Origin of the sequence: Pseudomonas sp. MF6767 (assembly GCF_016405475.1) — a bacterium.
Lineage (GTDB): Bacteria > Pseudomonadota > Gammaproteobacteria > Pseudomonadales > Pseudomonadaceae > Aquipseudomonas > Aquipseudomonas paracarnis.
On sequence record NZ_JAEKCY010000026.1, the window covers coordinates 39507 to 55493 of the forward strand.

Below are 15987 nucleotides of genomic sequence, written 5' to 3' on the forward strand. Positions count from 1 at the left end.
CTTGGCTGCTTCGCTGTGCAGATCCATGACCCACTTTCCATCAAACTCCCGGTTGTAGTTCCACAAGCATCTCGCGAGTCTTGCCGGCCCGCTCCACTAACAAGACCACAACATCTCCAACGTTCTTGTCGTCTAGCCGGGCCTGTAATGTGGTGACGTCGTCGACGGCGATACCGTCGATGCTGATAACGCGATCGCCGGGCACGATGCCGCCTGCGGTGACCTCGACGCCGACGAGCCCGAGCAGGGTCAGCACCAACAGCGCGGTTTGCAGGCGATTGAGCCAGCGATGCCGCGCGCCGACATTCTGCGCGTGGCGCAGATCACGACTGATCATCTGAGCTTTCCCCGGCTGTCCGGTCATCGCGCTCGCGCAGCAGCCAGTAAGTCGCCCCGAGGGCCAGTGTCGCGCCTGCGAGCGCCGCGACCTTGGCGGGGCCGGTCTCCGGGTCGAGGATCACGAATTTACGCGCCAGGGCGATCAGCCCGATCAGGATCACCGTCTTGACCTGGATGATGCTGTCGCGCCGCAAGGCCACCCGCACGATGGAATGCTTGAACTCCATGGCGATGAGCAGCGTCATGATCATGCCGAACACGGTCTGGAAGACCTTGTGATCGAGCGGATTGAACGCATCAATGATCAGCAGGCTGAAGACGATCGAGATCAGCTGCAGCAGCGAGACCACGATAATCACGGCAATGATTGCGGACAGCGCGAGCGCGATCACCTGTTCGAAGCGCTCGTAGAACGTCATCACTGCCCATTGGGCGCGAAATGTTTTGATCGGGTCTGCTTGCTTTTCCTTCATCGCCACTCCTCTCAATTCTGAAATACTTGTGCACCCACAACTTGGTTGCGCCCTTGTCTTTTTGCCTGGTAGAGCGCGCTGTCCGCCTGCTGCATCACCTGCTCGACAGAGTGCAAACGGGGGTCAAGGAGAGCCTCCCCCCATGCTGGCGCTATAGCTGATCGACACCTCTCCACACACCACCGCTGTCGCCGCAGTGTCCTGACGAAATCGCTCCGCCCATACTTGGGCGTCTTCTATCGATGCCGCTTCCAACAACACAGCGAATTCCTCCCCCCCAATCCGGGCAGCCATGTCGGTTGCGCGAACATGTTCCCTCAACCGTGAAGCAAAGTGCTTGAGCACCTCATCGCTGCATCCGTGTCCATAGGTGTCATTGATACGCTTGAAGTGATCGATGTCGCAGAGCACAAGTGCTGCTTGTATCTCGGGGCTGCGTTTGAGGCGCTCCCATTCCAGCTGTAATCGTTCGTTAAAAGCCCGCCGGTTCGACAAGCCGGTCAAGGGGTCGGTGATCGCCATACGCAGCAACTGCTGCTCCATTTCCTTGCGAGAAGAGATGTCGAGCAGAGTGCCGACTATCAGTTGCCTGCCCGCGCCACCCAGCCAACGGCCGCGATCCAGCACCCAAATCCAAACGCCAGATCGATGACGAACGCGGTACTCGCACTCCAATCGCTCCGACGGGTTTTCTTGGTAAGCGCGCACCTTTGCCAGAGCGACCGGCAAATCCTCCGGGTGAGTACGCGCTTGCCATGCGGCATGGGTGGCGCCAACCTCCTCGTCGGAGGTCAAGCCGAACATCGCCAGACTGCGGGCAGAAAGCCTGAAGCTGTCGGTAGCGATATCCCACTCCCAGAATCCCAGCCCTGCGCCCTCCAGGGCGATGGCGATCCGTTCCTTGTCATCGATTTGCGCTTGTTGGCGATGCTTCAGCTCGTCACGCCTCTGGCGATTGGTACGAACAAAACGCCATAGCGCAACCGCCATGCCAATATTGGCAAGTAGCGACACCATCAGCCAAATGGTCGGCCCGTTCATGGTCTATCCCCACCTGACTCACTGAGTGTCTGCCGTAATTCCTCGATCCGGTGGTCGACTTGGTCGGCGTTGATGCCCAACATCAACAGTACCTGCTCGGCCAGTCCCAGTCCCGCAGCCAGGTACAACGGGTACAGTCTGACATTGGGCAGATTACGCAAAAGCTGGGCATCCGTTACGCGCTCAGTGGCCACCACCACGGACAAGCTCAGGCGGCGGTCGAGAACCGCCTGAGCGATACGCAGGGCCGTCTGCGGACGGGCAAACGTCAGCACCACCAGGCGGGCATGGGCCAATCCGGCGGCGGCCAGGGTGTCGAGCCGACTGGCATCGCCATACGACACCGGCGCCCCCATCGCACGCCCCGCTTCGACCCGTTGGCGGTCCGATTCCAGCAGCAAATGCGGTATGCCTGCCAGGCGCAGCGTTCGGCTCAGCAGCAGCCCGACGTCATCCGCCCCACAGATGATCACATGGTCGCGTAACGACCGCGCCCGCTCGGCGACTTCGCCTTCTTCGGCCTGCGGTGGCTGACCGAGTGCGCCCGAGCGGCTGAAAGCCCGCGCCCATCGGTCATGGTGTCGGATCAGGAGCGGTGCCAACCCCATGCTCAACACCAGCGCCACCAGCATCGGTTGCACCATGGTGGCGGCGATCAGGTGCTGCTGCATGACCATGCCCAGGAGCAGCAGCGCAAACTCGCCGCCATGACCCAGCACGATGCCTGCGCGCCAGGCGTCGAGCGCCGACAGGCGGGTTGCGCGCAGCGCCAGAAAGTTCAGCCCCATCTTGAGAGGCACCAAGGCCAACAGCCAACCCAGTACCGCCAGCGGTGCGGCCACGATCTGCGCGGTGTCCAGCTGCAGGCCAATGGTCACGAAGAACAGGCCCGACAGCACATCACGAAAGGGCTTGAGGTGGCTTTCCATGTGGTGCCGGAAGTCGCTCTCGCCCAGGACCATGCCGGCGAGAAAGGCCCCCAGGGCGGCGGATACGCCGACGGCGTGAGCAGCAGCGGCTGCCGCCACGACCACGCACAAGGAGACCAGCACGAAGGATTCTTCGTGGCCCTGCCGCGCCACCCAGCCCAGCAGGCCATGCAACAGACGACGCGAGGCAACCGCCGCTGCCGCGAACAACACCAGCACGCCCAACACTTCGAGCAGCACGCTCTCGATCTTCGGCGAGTCGCCGCGCGCCCAGATCGCCAGCAGGGCCAGCAGGGGCACGCTGGCCAGGTCCTGAAAGACCAGCACGGCGATGGCACTGCGGCCGTGGCGGGTGGTGAGCTCGCCTTGGTCGGCCAGCTGTCGGCTGACCAGCGCCGTGGACGACATGGCCGCTGCGGCGCCGAGCAGTGCAGCGCTCTGAGCTGGCTGACCCAACCCGATCAGCACCAGGGTCAGTGGCGCGGCCACGACGACCATCTGCAAGCTGCCGGACGCCAGTACGGTCTTGCGAGTGAGCCAGAAGTGCCCCAGCGAGAATTCCAGTCCGACCATGAACAGCAGCAGGGCCACACCCAGTTCGGATATGAAAGTCAACGCCTCTCCCGGCGCGATCACACCGCTGACCGAGGGGCCCAGCAAGGCGCCGACGGCGAGGTAACCCAGCAAGGCGGGTACTCTGAACGCCGCCGTCGCCACCACCGCGAGGCTGCACGCCGCCAGCAGGATCAGGGTAGTGCCGAGCAAATCCTGCATCGGTCAGCGTCCCACCTGTGCAGAGGCCCAGCGCACGATGTCCTGCGAGCCCATGGCGCCTGCCTGGCGGGCGATCTCACGTCCGCCCTGGAACAGGGCGAGCGTCGGAATGCTGCGGATACCGAACTGCGCGGCCAGGTGGGGCTCAGCCTCGGTGTTCACCTTTGCCAGCCTGATCCCGGGTTCGAGCTGGCGCGCGGCTTGTTGAAACTGCGGCGCCATCATCTTGCACGGCCCGCACCAGGGCGCCCAGAAATCGACCAGCAGCGGCAGATCGCTGCGCTCCACGTGGCGCGAGAACGTCGCCGTCGTCAACTCGATGGGCTCGCCGGTGAACAAGGGCTGCTGGCAGCGGCCGCAGTTGGGACGATCCGCGAGCTTGGCGGCCGGCACGCTGTTGATGGACTGGCAATGTGGGCAGACGATGTGGAGTTCATTTTTCATGGTTCGCTTCCTTGGACTGCGGTGAGGTTGCCTCGCTTCGGATCACCGACATCGCCGACCAATTTACGCCTTTGATCCAATCGTTCCCGTCTTCGCTCACGCCGGCATCTTCCACGTGAGCCGCAATGAAGGCTTCGGCTTGAATGAGCCCCGCTCTGACAGCATCTATCTTATTAGGCATCCGCAGGATTTCAGCAGCGCAGCCTGCATCCAGCCCATCCACCCGGATAAGCAGAAAAATGCGGCGCCACAAGTGCGGCATACCCTTCATCAGGTCGAATGCAAATGCGAATTCGCTCGATCTGTCACCAATTTCCTCCTGTTCGGCGATTGCTGCTGGGTCGGGAAGCCGACTATCAGCCATGACGTCGGCCAGGCTGAGTGCGTCATCAGGCTGATAAAACTCGTAGAACTCTTCCTCTACCATGGCCTCCGCCATGTCCTGCGCATCCGCTTCGACCGGCGCATCCAGCGAAACGGCCTCGCCATATTGCCGGCTGTTTGCCACTTCGCGATCAATGACGGCAAAAAGATGCTTCAAAAGATCGAGGTAAGCGGCATTTTCTTCTGGAACGGATGTCCATACCGATTCAGCCAGAGCAATCGCTTCGTCCACCACGTCGTGCAGCGTCGGATAATCGCGAGGCAAATCACCGGCGGCATGCAGATAAGCCAACTCGCGTTGCGCAACGGCCTCAACCTTCGGCAGCAGCGTCTCGATTATCCCGCGTGCTTGCTGGACGACAGAGGCAGGTTGAGTGTCGATCCGCGCCTTGAGCTCGCGCAAGCGTTCACGACGCGCCTTACGCTTGATTTGATCCTGAGCGCTCAGCCGATCAAAGTGCTTCTTGGCCTGCCGGAACAACGCCTGCGCTAGCATGTGCGCGAGAGGCGTCAGATCGTTATGCGATGCAGTGACGCTGACGATTTTTTTGCCCGGCAAGTGCATGTGGCCACTGGCCGTTAAGCGAGATCCTTTTTTCGCGCGTTCGAGGACGATTTGAAGACGTACCGAATCTTCGGAGCGCTTTTCGATCAGCGGCTTGAGAGCGGGTTCAACCGCTTTTTCTACAGACATTCGCCAAGGTTCATGAAATTCTTTTTCGACGAGTCGATAGCTATATTGTATACGCATGCTCAAGCCCTTTAGGGTTGTCCGCCCAGGTGAGTGGACCCGGGTGATTGGATATGTTGATTTTCAAAGATGATCTTACGGTTTGGTTTTTCACGCCCTTACCGCTGACGCGCTTTGCGCAAACGCCAACTAAGAAGCAAAAGAGTCATACCGAAGATCGCAGCATGGAAACCCAATACCCAGCCCGCGGCCAGAAATGATTCGATCGGGCGGGTAAAAAACATCCATAGGATGATCGCACCGAGGAGCACGGAAAGCAGCCCGCTGAGGGCAAGCCAGATCTCGCCCTTGATTTCCCGGCGCAGACGAACGGCGGCGGATATCTCCAGCATACCGGTGAAAATTGCCCAGAATGCCACGCTTACCCACAAGAAATAGGCCAACGCCAAAGTGGCAGCCAGAGGGGCAACTACCACAACGACACCGGTGAGTATGCCGACGATGCCGCTGAACAACAGCCAGCCCCAGCGCTGCTTTTGTCGCATTTGCCGCACCGCTGCAACCAGGTTGAACGCACCATTGACCAAAGAAAATGCGCCGAACACTATCGTCATGGCGAACAAAGCCGAGTGTGGCATCCAGAATGCGAGGACTGCAAAAATCAACGCGAATATGCCGCGCAGCGCAAACAACCACCAATTTTGGGTCAGTGAACACACGGCATCGGCAGGGTTATCCGCATTCGAATCGGCGATGGTATTTGCATTCATGCGATATCTCCTTGATGGATCATGAGATCAGGAAAATCAAGCCTTCATGGCGAAGAGAGGGGCTATTCGCCCCTCTCTTGCGGTTTTAGAACAGCTTTGACAGTCTCGCCTTGATTTCATCGAGCCAGCCTTTTCCGCTCCCGCCTCCGGCCGTCTTTTCCTTGACTTTCTTGAGTTCAGAGTACAGGGGCTCAAAGTCCTTCTTTTTGCCATAGCCCAGCAGTTCTGCCATTTCCAACTGCTGCCGGGCTTCGTTTAACAAGTCCTGCAGGCGTTCACCGGACGCCTCGCTGCGCTGGCCATCTTCTGTCAAGGTCTCGGCGCGCTTGACGAGCAGTTTGGCGCGCAGGATGGGCAGCGGGATGACGCTGAGTGTCTCGACGAGCGTGCCGAGCGCCAACTGCAGCGCGGCCTTGGCCTCTTCGATCTTGCCCTGATCGATCAGCGGCACGACGGATTTCACGGCTGCCGGGTAAGTCGCCAGAGGGATGTTGGTGACCGCAATCACGATTTCGCTGGCCAGCAATGCCAACACGCGACGAGCGCGTTGCACCTCGCCATGTTTGAGGGCATCCAGCGCCTCGTCAGTCATCGCCTCAACGGTTTCCGTGTTGGCGAACAAGTCGTGCACGATGGTGCGCACATCAACGGGGGCCAGGGCGAGCGTGGGTTCGCGTGCAACGATCAGCTCCAGCTTTCCCGTCACTTCGGCCAGCGTTGCCAGTGCTCGCGCGGATTCTTTTTCGTCCAGGGCCGCCAGCGCTGATTTGGTCAGCGCCAAGGCCGAGACGGCCTCATCGAGGACTTGTTTACGTTTGTCTGCCGCTTGCGAGTCCGTTTCCTTCTGAACCTCAGGCTGTACCTCCGTGACGACTTCAGGCTTGGGCTCTGGTCTGGCAGGAAGGCTGCTTACCGCGGCCTGTTCGTTCGTGCCTTCGTTGATCGCGTTGGGATTCGATGTTTGCTCATTCATGGTGATATGCCTCGTATGAGATAGTGAAAATAGGGGAATCTATTGGGGCCGACTGCGAATATCGCGAGACTGACCGATGGAGCAGTCGGCCCCTTCATCACCTCAAAACAGCTTTTGGATGCGCGTCTTCAACTCGTCGAACCATCCATTGCCGCTTTTGCCACCAGCCGACTTTTGCTCAATGGACTTCACCTGATCGAAGATGGGTTTGAAGTCCTCCTTCTTGCCATAACCCAGGATTTGCGCCAGCTCGATCTCCGTGCGCACGGACGACAGCAAGGTGCTGAGCTCCTCGTTCTGCTTGGCATCGCGCTTGTCAGTCTCGGCCAGCTTTTCAGCTTTTGCTATCGCGGCTTCGGCCCGTAGCACGGGCAGAGGGAGTACAACTTGGGTGACCACCAGCATGTTCAGTGCTCGGGCGAGCTCTGCTTTGGCTTCGTCGATCTTGCCGCTGTCGACGAGCCGTGCAGCCGACTTGATCGCTGCCGGGTACGTTGCCATGGGCAGGTTGTCGGTTTCGATCACGATTTCGCTGGCCAGATTGGCAACGATGGGCCGGGCCTTTTGCACCTCGCCATCACCCAACAACTCCCGAGACAACTTGACCGCTTTCTTTACCGATTCCACGTTGGCGTGGATATCATGGGTGATGACGCGTACATCGACCGGCGCCAAAGCAAGTTTGGCGTCGCGTGCCAATACCAGTTCCAGCTTTCCGGTGGCCAGTTCCAGCGCAGCGAGCGCCTCCTTGGTCTTATTTGCATCAAGGAGGGTCAAAGCCTCCTGGGTCTTGGTGAGCGCCGTGATGGCGTCCTGAGTGAGCTCGGAACGCTTTTTTTCGGCTTCCTGGGCGGCCTTGTCGTCTACTTGTGGCTGCGCCGCCTTGGGTGCGACAGAGGGCGCTGCAGCGCTTGGACTTGCCGCCGATTGGGCCAAAACCGGTCCACTCAGTCCGATGCAGACCGCCAGGGCAAGTGCGGAACGGATGTATTGGGGCTGTTTGATATTCATGATGTTGGACTCCAATTGAAGTTAATTGACTGAAATTTCAATCTGCTTCGGCTTGGCTTGCTCGGCCTTGACAAGCCGCACTTCCAGCACGCCGTCTTTCATCGAAGCCGTCACCTTGGTCGGATCAACGTTGTCAGGTAAGACAAAGCTGCGCACAAAGCGGCCATACGCACGTTCGATGCGGTGGAATTTCTTGCCCTGCTCCTCTTTTTCCAGTTTGCGCTCGCCGCTGATGGTGAGTACGCCGTTTTCCGCGCTGACGCGCACGGCATCCTTGGGGACCTCCGGCAGATCCAGCTTGAGGAGGAATGCGTTCTCATCCTCGCTGATGTCCACCATTGGTGCCCAGTCCGCCGTGGTCATGGCTTCGTTGCCGGTACGGGCGCCCTGTCGCTGGGGGGGCCGTCCCAACATCGTCGCCAGGCGGTTTTGCAATTCATCCAGTTCCCGGAAGGGGTCCCACGGAGTCAATGCAGACATATCGGTTCTCCTTGAACAATGCCGGCGAATTGGATGACGCACCGAACAGAGCCGCCGGCGCACTCTGAATAGCGCCTACTACTTTTCGTTTCCATCAAGAACAAGTCCTTGGGTCAATTGAAGGATCACGACAGCCTCCCCATGACTCAAGATTCGCCGCCCGCTGACTTTTTCTTGCGCGCAGGCTTGCTCGCGTCGCTCGGCGGCGTCTCGGCCACGTTCGCGGCATCGGGCTTCTCAGGCTCGGCCGGCTTTGCGGGTGGCTCCTGGCGCTCGAAGACCACCCGTTCGGCCTTGTCGTCCCAGCGTGCGCTGGCGTGATCGCCCTTGCCGATTCCGCCGCCGAGCATCTCGCGTGCCAGCGCGGTTTCCAGCTCGCTGCGGATCAGGCGCTTGAGTTCACGCGCACCGAACTCGGGCTTGTAGCCTTCCTCCGCGAAGTGGTCGATCAAGGTCTGATCGAAGGTCAGCGTCACGCCCTGGCTGGCGGCGTTGCGGGCCACACGATCGAGCTGCAGGCCGACGATATGGCGGATCTCCTCCTTGCCCAGCGCATGGAAGACGATGATCTCGTCGATGCGGTTGATGAACTCGGGGCGGAAGTGTCCGCGCAGCACGTCCATCACCTCGGACTTGGTCTTCTCGTATTCCTCGCCGGCGGCGCTACGGGCCTTCAGCCGACGCTGGATGATGTCCGAGCCCAAGTTCGAGGTGGCGATGATGATGGTATTGGTGAAATCCACCACCCGGCCCTTGCCGTCGGTGAGCCGCCCGTCGTCGAACACCTGCAGCAGGATGTTGTAGACGTCGGGGTGAGCCTTCTCGATCTCGTCCAGCAGCAACACGCTGTAGGGCTTGCGACGCACCTTCTCGGTGAGCTGGCCGCCCTCGTCATAGCCCACATAACCCGGAGGCGCGCCCACCAGGCGTGCCACGGTATGGCGTTCCCCGTACTCGGACATGTCGATGCGCAGCAGCGCACCTTCATCGCCATAGATGGACTCGGCCAGCGCCTTGGCGAGCTCGGTCTTGCCCACGCCGGTCGGCCCGAGGAACAGAAAAGTCGCCACCGGCTTGCCGCCTTCGCGCAGCCCCGCGCGCGACAACCGCACGGCATCGGCCACCGCGCGCACCGCTTCGTCCTGGCCCACCAGGCGCTCGTGCAGCCGCTGTTCCAGATGCAACAGCTTCTCGCGTTCTTCCACCGTCAGCTCGTTGACCGGAATGCCGGTCAGGCGCGAGACGATCTGCGCGACATGCTCGGCCTTGACTTCGGCGCTGCCCGAGGCGCGCTCGCGCTCCCAATCTTCGATGAGCTTCTTGAGTTCGGCCTCTTTTGCCTCGATGCGCTTGCCCAGCTCGGCGGCCTTGTCGTACTGCTTGCGCGAGGCCATGTAGTCCTGCTCACGCCGCAACTGGTGCAGTTCGGACTCCAGCTCTTGTACGGCCACTGGGCGAGCCGTGGCCGACAGCTTCACGCGTGCGGCCGCCTGGTCAAGCAGGTCGATGGCCTTGTCAGGCAAAAAGCGCGCGGTGATGTAGCGGTCCGACAACTCGGCGGCGGCGATGATCGCATCCTCGGTGATGCTGACCTTGTGGTGCGCCTCGAAGGTGTCGCGCAGGCCGCGCAGGATCATCATGGTCTGCGCTACCGTCGGCTCGGGCACCATCACCGGCTGGAAACGACGCTCCAGCGCGGCGTCCTTCTCGATGTACTTCTGATACTCGTTGAGCGTGGTGGCGCCGATCAGGTTCAGCTCGCCGCGCGCCATCATCGGCTTGAACACGTTGGCCACGTCCAGCCCGCCTTCGCCGCCACCCTGGCCGGCACCGACGATGGTGTGCACTTCATCGATGAAGAGAATCATCTCGCCCTGGTGCTCGGTCACTTCCTTGAGCACCTTCTGCACGCGCTCCTCGAACTCGCCGCGGTACTTGGCGCCGGCCACCATGGCGTTGATGTTGAGTTCGACCAGACGCTTGTCGCGCAGCGTCTCGGGCACTTCACCGGCGACCATGCGCTGCGCCAGCCCTTCGACGATGGCGGTCTTGCCGACGCCGGGCTCACCGATCAACACCGGGTTGTTTTTCTTGCGCCGGGCCAGCACCTCGATGGTGGTCTCGATCTCCTGCGCACGGCCGATGACCGGATCGAGCTTGCCCTCGCGCGCCATCTTGGTGAGGTCGCGCGAGTATTTATCCAGCTCGGGCGTGTTGGTCGGCGTCTCGGCGCGGCCATCCTCGGCCCCTTTGCCGACCACCTTGCTTACCTGCTGGCGCAGCGCTTGCGGCGTGAGACCGTAACGACGTAGCAGGTTGGCCGCCAAACCTTCGCCTTCCTCGGCGAGCCCGATCAGGAAATGCTCCGGCCCGACATAAGAGTGGCCGAGTTCATTGGAGGCCACGAAAGCACGGCTGAGCGCGTCCTTGACCCGGGGCGACACGCCGATCTCGCCCTCGAACGGCTTCTCGCCGCGCTTGGCTTCGGATTCGATCTGTTGCTTGAGGTCATCGACCTTGATCTTGAACTGCCCCAGGATGGTCTTGACCACATCGCTGTCGGATAGCGCCAGCAGCAGGTGTTCGGTATCAACTTCGGCGCGCCCGAACTCTGCAGCGTGTCGGGCGGCCTCCTGCAATAGGGCCTCGGACTGTTCGCTGATACGGCTGGCCAGCCCACTGCCGCGGCGGCGCGCCGTGCCCGCCGTTGCGGGAGCGGATTCGCCGAAAGACGCATCGACCACTTCGTCGGCATCAGCCGCCACGGACGGTGCATCGTCACCGATGCGGAAGAAGTCGCTGCCGAGGAAGTCTTCGAACAAACCGCTGCGCGAGCCAAACAGAGCCTCCAGCGGCGAGACGGTGCGCTTTTGCTGGCGCGCCAGTTGGCGATAGTGATCGTCACACAACAGCATGGTGCTGTGGCGACCATTGAGATTGGCTTCCACCCGCACCGTGGCGGACTGGTCGCAGACTTGGCATTGTTTTCTGGCCATGCTGATGCTCCTGTAAAGATTGATTTGACGAGGCGCCACCGATCACGGCGCCTCGACCTTCACCTGGTTTTTTCGGAGGACGAGCCGATCGGCGTCAGCCGTTGATCGGGATCGAGCGGCCCTGCTTGGGAGCACTGGCCTCGCGCTTTTCCATCGTGATCGTGAGTACGCCGTTCTTGAAAGCGGCCTTGATCGTGTCTTGGTTGGCATCGGTCGGCAGGTTCAGAGCGCGCTGAAAGCTGCCGTAGCAGCGCTCCACCCGGTGGAAACCGCCGTCTTTCGTTTCCTGCTCCTGACGCTTTTCACCGCGCACCAGCAGCACGTCGTTGTCGAGCGTGATCTGGATGTCTTTTTCCTCGACGCCGGGCACTTCCAGGGCGATCTTGTACTGCTTGTCGGTCTCCTGGATGTCCAGCGCCGGCTTCAGCAGGCCCGGCCAGTCCGACGGCCAGCGTGGCATGGCCAGCGCCGGGAAACCGAAGCCTCGAAACGTGTCGTCGAAGAGGCGGTCGATCTCGCGGTGCAATTGCAGGATGGGACTGACGGGCCCACCCGCCACCGGCAGGTCATTGCGCTGCACGGGCAGCGAGGCAGTGCTCTGTTGTTCTTCCTGCTCCTTCTTGAACCAGTTCCAGGGAGCCAACTTCTTGAAATCAATGTCCATGTCATACCTCCAGAAGAAAAATTGAAGACTCTCGCTCGCTCCGTTTGCCTGCGGCGACGGACAGCGCGCCCAGACGACACGGAGTGTTCCGCTGACTTTGGCTGCTCATCTGTGCGTATCACCTCCTTCTTTCTGCCTGCTTGGATCTGATCATTGATCCATCGTTCGATTTCACTTTGACGAAACCGCCACGTCCCGCCGACCTTGAAGACCGGAATCTCCCCGTGCGAGGCGAGCCGGTAAAGCGTCCGCTTGCCGACTTTCAAGTAGGCAGCCAACTCGTCGAGTGTGAAGATCGCCTGCTGGCGCGCTGTCATACCACCCCCACAAGTTCCGTCGTCACGCGGCCTCGCCTGAGGAAGTTCTTGCAAGACTTTGCAAGGTATTGCGCTTACCAGGACAAACTTCAAGAGTCAATGTACAGCGATCTCCCGCCCCATTGATGCAGGTCAACTGCTCAGGCAAGGCGCAGCGGGGCGGCCTGATCAGGCCATGGACAGCGCATGGCTCGTCAGCCTGCGTGTGCCACAGGCGCCTCGATCAAACACCGATCCTCACGTTGTAGCCGAGTGCCCGCAGCCCCTTGCTCGTCTGCATGTTCCTTGGCGGAAACTCGTCTGGGCGCGCCCAGCCGACGATTTCCCCGAGGCTGCTCAGGCCAACGTGCGGAATTGCCCAGTCGTCGCTGCGGATCGCGTTCCAGAGTCGGGCCGAAACACTTCCGTTGCCCCAGACAACGTAGTTCAACAGTATCCGTCCTGCCAACACACCTTCCCGACACCGCCGCCGAAGGCCATGGCCCATCAAGCGGATTTTCCATGCCCCCTCAGCGCCGTACCTACAGCAAATCTTTTAAGGCCCAGGTCATTCAGGAGTGTTCTGAACCCGGTGCCTCCATCGCAGACGTTGTAAGAGAGACCTCTAGTCAGGCCATTTCGAAGAATCAGATCGCTAAGTTTATGTGGTACTAGTGGTGCCACATGTTTGATTATTTTTTGATTATTTTTTCCAGTTTTGCGAGCTTTGGTGAGATTGATATCTGGCAGTATCTGTTGCTTGGATTCTTTGTGAAGAAGTCTTGGTGATACTCCTCAGCCTCGAAAAATTCAGCTAACCTCTCTAGGGTGGTTACCACTGGGCTGTTGCCGCTGACCGAAAACTGACCCAGTAGAGGCTGTTCTGCCGACTGAAAACTGACCCAGGTGTTCAACTGCTTCTGCTCAATTTTTGAGCAGGAGAACACAGGGTGATCAGTATGGAAATGATGGGCAAAATCCGCCGGATGTATTTCCGCGACAAGCTGTCGCTGCATGAGATAGCCAAGCGCACCGGGTTGGCGCGCAACACGATTCGCAAGTGGGTCAGAGCACCTGAGGCCAAGCCGCCGGTCTACCAACGCCGCGCGATCTTCAACAAACTCAGCCCTTTTCACACCACGCTGGAGCAGGCGCTAAAGGCCGATTCGCTGCGCCCCAAGCAACAGCGGCGCAGTGCCAAGGCGCTGTTGGCGCAAATCAAAGCCGAAGGTTATGACGGTGGCTACAGCCAGCTCACCGCGTTTATCCGTGCCTGGCGAGAGGGACAGGGCAAGGCGTCGCAGGCCTTTGTGCCGCTGACCTTTGCTCTTGGCGAGGCGTTTCAGTTTGACTGGAGCGAGGAAGGTTTGCTGGTCGGCGGCATTTACCGGCGTATGCAGGTGGCACATCTGAAGCTGTGTGCCAGCCGTGCGTTCTGGCTTGTGGCGTATCCGAGCCAGGGCCATGAGATGTTATTTGACGCCCATACACGCTCGTTCGGCGCCTTGGGCGGCGTGCCGCGCCGGGGCATCTACGACAACATGAAGACCGCCGTCGACAAGGTCAATAAGGGCAAAGGCCGGGCGGTGAATGCGCGCTTTGCGGTGATGTGCGCGCATTACCTGTTCGATCCGGACTTCTGCAACGTCGCCGCTGGTTGGGAAAAGGGCATCGTTGAAAAGAACGTGCAAGACAGCCGCAGGCGTATCTGGCTAGACGCCCAGGACTGCCAGTTTCACTCCGTCGAGGAACTCAATGCCTGGCTGGGCCAGCGCTGCCGCGCGCTTTGGAACGAGCTGACGCACCCTCAATACAGCGGTCTGAGTGTGGCCGAAGTGCTGGAGTTGGAGCGCGCTGAACTGATGCCTGTGCCAGCGCCATTCGACGGTTACGTCGAGCGGCCTGCGCGGGTCTCCAGCACCTGCCTGGTCAGCGTCGGGCGCAACCGCTACTCGGTGCCGTGTGAGTACGCGGGTAAGTGGGTCAGCAGCCGTTTGTATCCGACGCGAATCGAGGTGGTGGCTGACGACGCGCTGATCGCCAGCCATGTCCGCTTGCTGGATCGCGACCAGGTCAGCTATGACTGGCAGCACTACCTCCCGCTGATCGAACGCAAGCCCGGTGCGCTGCGCAACGGCGCGCCCTTTGCTGATCTGCCGGCGCCGCTGCGTCAGCTTAAGCACGGTCTGGGGCGTCATGCCGGCGGTGACCGGATCATGGCGCAAGTTCTGGCTGCCGTACCGGTCGCCGGGCTCGATGCCGTGCTGGTAGCCGTTGAGCTGGTACTGGAGAGCGGCAGCCTGAGCGCCGAACACATCCTCAATGTCGTGGCGCGCCTGGCCGCGACCGAACCACCACCCAGCGTCGAAACCCACTTGTCGCTCAAGGAAGCCCCCGTCGCTAACACGGCGCGCTACGACCGCCTGCGTGGCCAGGCCGAGGAGGTCGGTCATGCGTGATTTGATGGCGGAACTCAAGGAGCTGCGCCTGCACGGCATGGCCACGGCCTGGGCGGAGTTAACTGCACAGGGTGAGTCGAACACAGCCTCGTCCAAGTGGCTGCTCGAACACCTGCTGGAACAAGAGCACACAGATCGCGCCATGCGCTCGGTGAGCCACCAGATGAACATGGCCAAGCTGCCGATGCACCGCGATCTGGCCAGCTTCGATTTCAACGCCTCTAGCGCCGACGCACGCCTGATCAGCGAGCTGGCCAGCCTGGCCTTTACCGACACCGCGCAGAACGTGGTGCTGATCGGTGGGCCAGGCACCGGTAAAACCCACCTAGCCACCGCGCTGGCCGTGTCCGGCATCACCCGGCACGGTAAGCGCGTGCGCTTCTACTCCACGGTCGATCTGGTCAATCTGCTGGAGCGCGAAAAGCACGACGGCAAAGCCGGGCGGATCGCCCAAGCTCTGCTGCGCATGGATCTGGTCATCCTCGACGAACTGGGTTATCTGCCCTTCAGCCAGGCCGGCGGTGCGTTGCTGTTTCACCTGCTATCCAAGCTGTACGAACACACCAGCGTGGTGATCACCACCAACCTGAGCTTCGCCGAATGGTCGAGCGTGTTCGGCGACGCCAAGATGACCACCGCCCTGCTGGATCGGCTGACCCACCACTGCCACATCGTCGAAACCGGTAACGAGTCCTATCGCCTGCAACACAGTAGCTTGGCGGCCCAGGCCAAGATCAAATCACGGGAGCGAAAGCGTAAGGGCGGCCAGGAACCGGAGGACGATGAGCCGTTCTGATTTCATGGCGACGACGGCCTGCTACATGGCTGCGTGTGGCAGGTCTTAAACAACTGAACTGGGCTAGCGAAGGAGTGGGGGCAACAGCAGCTGCGCTGGTAGACTTATCCACAGTTGCTGGTAACAAAATCAGCAATCCGCCCTGGGTCAAATTTCAATCGGCAGGGTGGGTCAATTTTCCATCAGCGCCAACACACTAAGCAACCATCAGAAAATTTTGACTGTACGCCAAAAAATTCGCATCTACCAGCATCTAAACAGGCGTTGTTGATTATCATAAAACACTGACACTGTATTATATAATCGTGCTTTTGTGTTATTTTTTTAATATTTACTGATTACGTACTTGCTTAACCACTCAGTTGCGCTAGAATTAATAGACGCGAAATTTAAATCTCTAATTTTCCAACACTTAGTAAAACCTCGTTTGCCATCCCACTACCATTGTAGGAGCAAATCAGGAGACA

The 15987-nt window shown here is 60.2% G+C and carries 17 protein-coding genes and 1 pseudogene; 2 read left to right on the forward strand and 16 right to left on the reverse strand.

Translation table 11 applies throughout. The features are described 5' to 3' along the window. Positions 1-40 precede the first annotated feature (40 nt). The 16 genes and pseudogenes from JFT58_RS30630 to JFT58_RS30525 all read right to left on the reverse strand — a co-directional run bounded on the left by JFT58_RS30630 (position 41) and on the right by JFT58_RS30525 (position 13281). On the reverse strand, positions 41-337 hold the full coding sequence (locus tag JFT58_RS30630) for a PDZ domain-containing protein (RefSeq protein WP_034113485.1): 297 nt from the start codon (positions 335-337) through the stop codon (positions 41-43). Further along, positions 324-812 carry a phosphate-starvation-inducible PsiE family protein gene (locus JFT58_RS26925; RefSeq protein WP_004152114.1) on the reverse strand — a complete coding sequence of 163 codons (489 nt, stop codon included), beginning with the start codon at positions 810-812 and terminating at the stop codon, positions 324-326. The genes JFT58_RS30630 and JFT58_RS26925 overlap by 14 nt, the downstream gene beginning before the upstream one ends. Before the next feature lie 11 nt (positions 813-823). Beyond that, positions 824-907, reverse strand: coding sequence for a hypothetical protein (locus JFT58_RS30635; protein ID WP_193759561.1), 84 nt, complete (start codon positions 905-907; stop codon positions 824-826). 28 nt (positions 908-935) lie between these two features. Next, positions 936-1853, reverse strand: a complete 918-nt coding sequence (locus JFT58_RS26935; protein WP_176707302.1) for a GGDEF domain-containing protein — start codon at positions 1851-1853, stop codon at positions 936-938. Next, positions 1850-3556: a cation:proton antiporter domain-containing protein gene (locus tag JFT58_RS26940; protein ID WP_034113490.1), complete on the reverse strand. Its 1707-nt coding sequence runs from the start codon at positions 3554-3556 to the stop codon at positions 1850-1852. The genes JFT58_RS26935 and JFT58_RS26940 overlap by 4 nt, the downstream gene beginning before the upstream one ends. A gap of 3 nt (positions 3557-3559) precedes the next feature. Further along, positions 3560-4000, reverse strand: a complete 441-nt coding sequence (gene trx-GI / locus JFT58_RS26945) for a heat resistance system thioredoxin Trx-GI (protein ID WP_000787151.1) — start codon at positions 3998-4000, stop codon at positions 3560-3562. Continuing rightward, positions 3990-5135, reverse strand: coding sequence for a hypothetical protein (locus tag JFT58_RS26950; RefSeq protein WP_029611654.1), 1146 nt, complete (start codon positions 5133-5135; stop codon positions 3990-3992). Before JFT58_RS26950 ends, trx-GI begins: the two co-directional genes overlap by 11 nt. Before the next feature lie 98 nt (positions 5136-5233). Beyond that, positions 5234-5845: an HdeD family acid-resistance protein gene (locus JFT58_RS26955; RefSeq protein ID WP_000993372.1), complete on the reverse strand. Its 612-nt coding sequence runs from the start codon at positions 5843-5845 to the stop codon at positions 5234-5236. An 85-nt stretch (positions 5846-5930) separates the two neighbouring features. Next, entirely contained in the window at positions 5931-6818 is an 888-nt protein-coding gene (locus tag JFT58_RS26960) for a YfdX family protein (RefSeq protein ID WP_016782891.1), read from the reverse strand. 102 nt (positions 6819-6920) lie between these two features. Then, entirely contained in the window at positions 6921-7829 is a 909-nt protein-coding gene (yfdX1, locus tag JFT58_RS26965) for a heat resistance protein YfdX1 (RefSeq protein ID WP_078468283.1), read from the reverse strand. 21 nt (positions 7830-7850) lie between these two features. Continuing rightward, positions 7851-8309: a small heat shock protein sHSP20-GI gene (gene hsp20-GI / locus JFT58_RS26970; RefSeq protein ID WP_016782889.1), complete on the reverse strand. Its 459-nt coding sequence runs from the start codon at positions 8307-8309 to the stop codon at positions 7851-7853. A 146-nt stretch (positions 8310-8455) separates the two neighbouring features. Next, positions 8456-11305 carry a heat shock survival AAA family ATPase ClpK gene (gene clpK / locus JFT58_RS26975; RefSeq protein WP_198834788.1) on the reverse strand — a complete coding sequence of 950 codons (2850 nt, stop codon included), beginning with the start codon at positions 11303-11305 and terminating at the stop codon, positions 8456-8458. 94 nt (positions 11306-11399) lie between these two features. Next, on the reverse strand, positions 11400-11969 hold the full coding sequence (locus tag JFT58_RS26980) for an Hsp20/alpha crystallin family protein (protein WP_023657737.1): 570 nt from the start codon (positions 11967-11969) through the stop codon (positions 11400-11402). A 206-nt stretch (positions 11970-12175) separates the two neighbouring features. Then, positions 12176-12286, reverse strand: a pseudogene (locus JFT58_RS30890) (helix-turn-helix transcriptional regulator); the annotation flags it as partial. 223 nt (positions 12287-12509) lie between these two features. Continuing rightward, entirely contained in the window at positions 12510-12716 is a 207-nt protein-coding gene (locus JFT58_RS26990) for a hypothetical protein (RefSeq protein WP_014596902.1), read from the reverse strand. Between the two features lie 241 nt (positions 12717-12957). Then, entirely contained in the window at positions 12958-13281 is a 324-nt protein-coding gene (locus JFT58_RS30525) for a peptide-methionine (S)-S-oxide reductase (RefSeq protein WP_233095458.1), read from the reverse strand. Here JFT58_RS30525 and istA point away from each other — a divergent pair. Next, positions 13225-14724 (forward strand): IS21-like element ISPst3 family transposase, encoded by a 1500-nt coding sequence (gene istA, locus JFT58_RS27000; RefSeq protein ID WP_198834789.1) that lies wholly within the window; start codon positions 13225-13227, stop codon positions 14722-14724. The genes JFT58_RS30525 and istA overlap by 57 nt on opposite strands. After that, complete coding sequence (gene istB, locus JFT58_RS27005; protein WP_011911830.1) at positions 14717-15520, forward strand: IS21-like element ISPst3 family helper ATPase IstB; 804 nt, start codon at positions 14717-14719, stop codon at positions 15518-15520. Before istA ends, istB begins: the two co-directional genes overlap by 8 nt. Positions 15521-15987: the final 467 nt, after the last annotated feature.

Bases quoted from the DNA above. Each gene is read 5' to 3' on its own strand.
- JFT58_RS30630 (WP_034113485.1), bottom strand. From the start codon at position 337: ATGATCAGTCGTGATCTGCGCCACGCGCAGAATGTCGGCGCGCGGCAT.
- JFT58_RS26925 (WP_004152114.1), bottom strand. From the start codon at position 812: ATGAAGGAAAAGCAAGCAGACCCGATCAAAACATTTCGCGCCCAATGG.
- JFT58_RS30635 (WP_193759561.1), bottom strand. From the start codon at position 907: ATGCAGCAGGCGGACAGCGCGCTCTACCAGGCAAAAAGACAAGGGCGC.
- JFT58_RS26935 (WP_176707302.1), bottom strand. From the start codon at position 1,853: ATGAACGGGCCGACCATTTGGCTGATGGTGTCGCTACTTGCCAATATT.
- JFT58_RS26940 (WP_034113490.1), bottom strand. From the start codon at position 3,556: ATGCAGGATTTGCTCGGCACTACCCTGATCCTGCTGGCGGCGTGCAGC.
- trx-GI (WP_000787151.1), bottom strand. From the start codon at position 4,000: ATGAAAAATGAACTCCACATCGTCTGCCCACATTGCCAGTCCATCAAC.
- JFT58_RS26950 (WP_029611654.1), bottom strand. From the start codon at position 5,135: ATGCGTATACAATATAGCTATCGACTCGTCGAAAAAGAATTTCATGAA.
- JFT58_RS26955 (WP_000993372.1), bottom strand. From the start codon at position 5,845: ATGAATGCAAATACCATCGCCGATTCGAATGCGGATAACCCTGCCGAT.
- JFT58_RS26960 (WP_016782891.1), bottom strand. From the start codon at position 6,818: ATGAATGAGCAAACATCGAATCCCAACGCGATCAACGAAGGCACGAAC.
- yfdX1 (WP_078468283.1), bottom strand. From the start codon at position 7,829: ATGAATATCAAACAGCCCCAATACATCCGTTCCGCACTTGCCCTGGCG.
- hsp20-GI (WP_016782889.1), bottom strand. From the start codon at position 8,309: ATGTCTGCATTGACTCCGTGGGACCCCTTCCGGGAACTGGATGAATTG.
- clpK (WP_198834788.1), bottom strand. From the start codon at position 11,305: ATGGCCAGAAAACAATGCCAAGTCTGCGACCAGTCCGCCACGGTGCGG.
- JFT58_RS26980 (WP_023657737.1), bottom strand. From the start codon at position 11,969: ATGGACATTGATTTCAAGAAGTTGGCTCCCTGGAACTGGTTCAAGAAG.
- istA (WP_198834789.1), top strand. From the start codon at position 13,225: ATGGAAATGATGGGCAAAATCCGCCGGATGTATTTCCGCGACAAGCTG.
- JFT58_RS30525 (WP_233095458.1), bottom strand. From the start codon at position 13,281: ATGCAGCGACAGCTTGTCGCGGAAATACATCCGGCGGATTTTGCCCAT.
- istB (WP_011911830.1), top strand. From the start codon at position 14,717: ATGCGTGATTTGATGGCGGAACTCAAGGAGCTGCGCCTGCACGGCATG.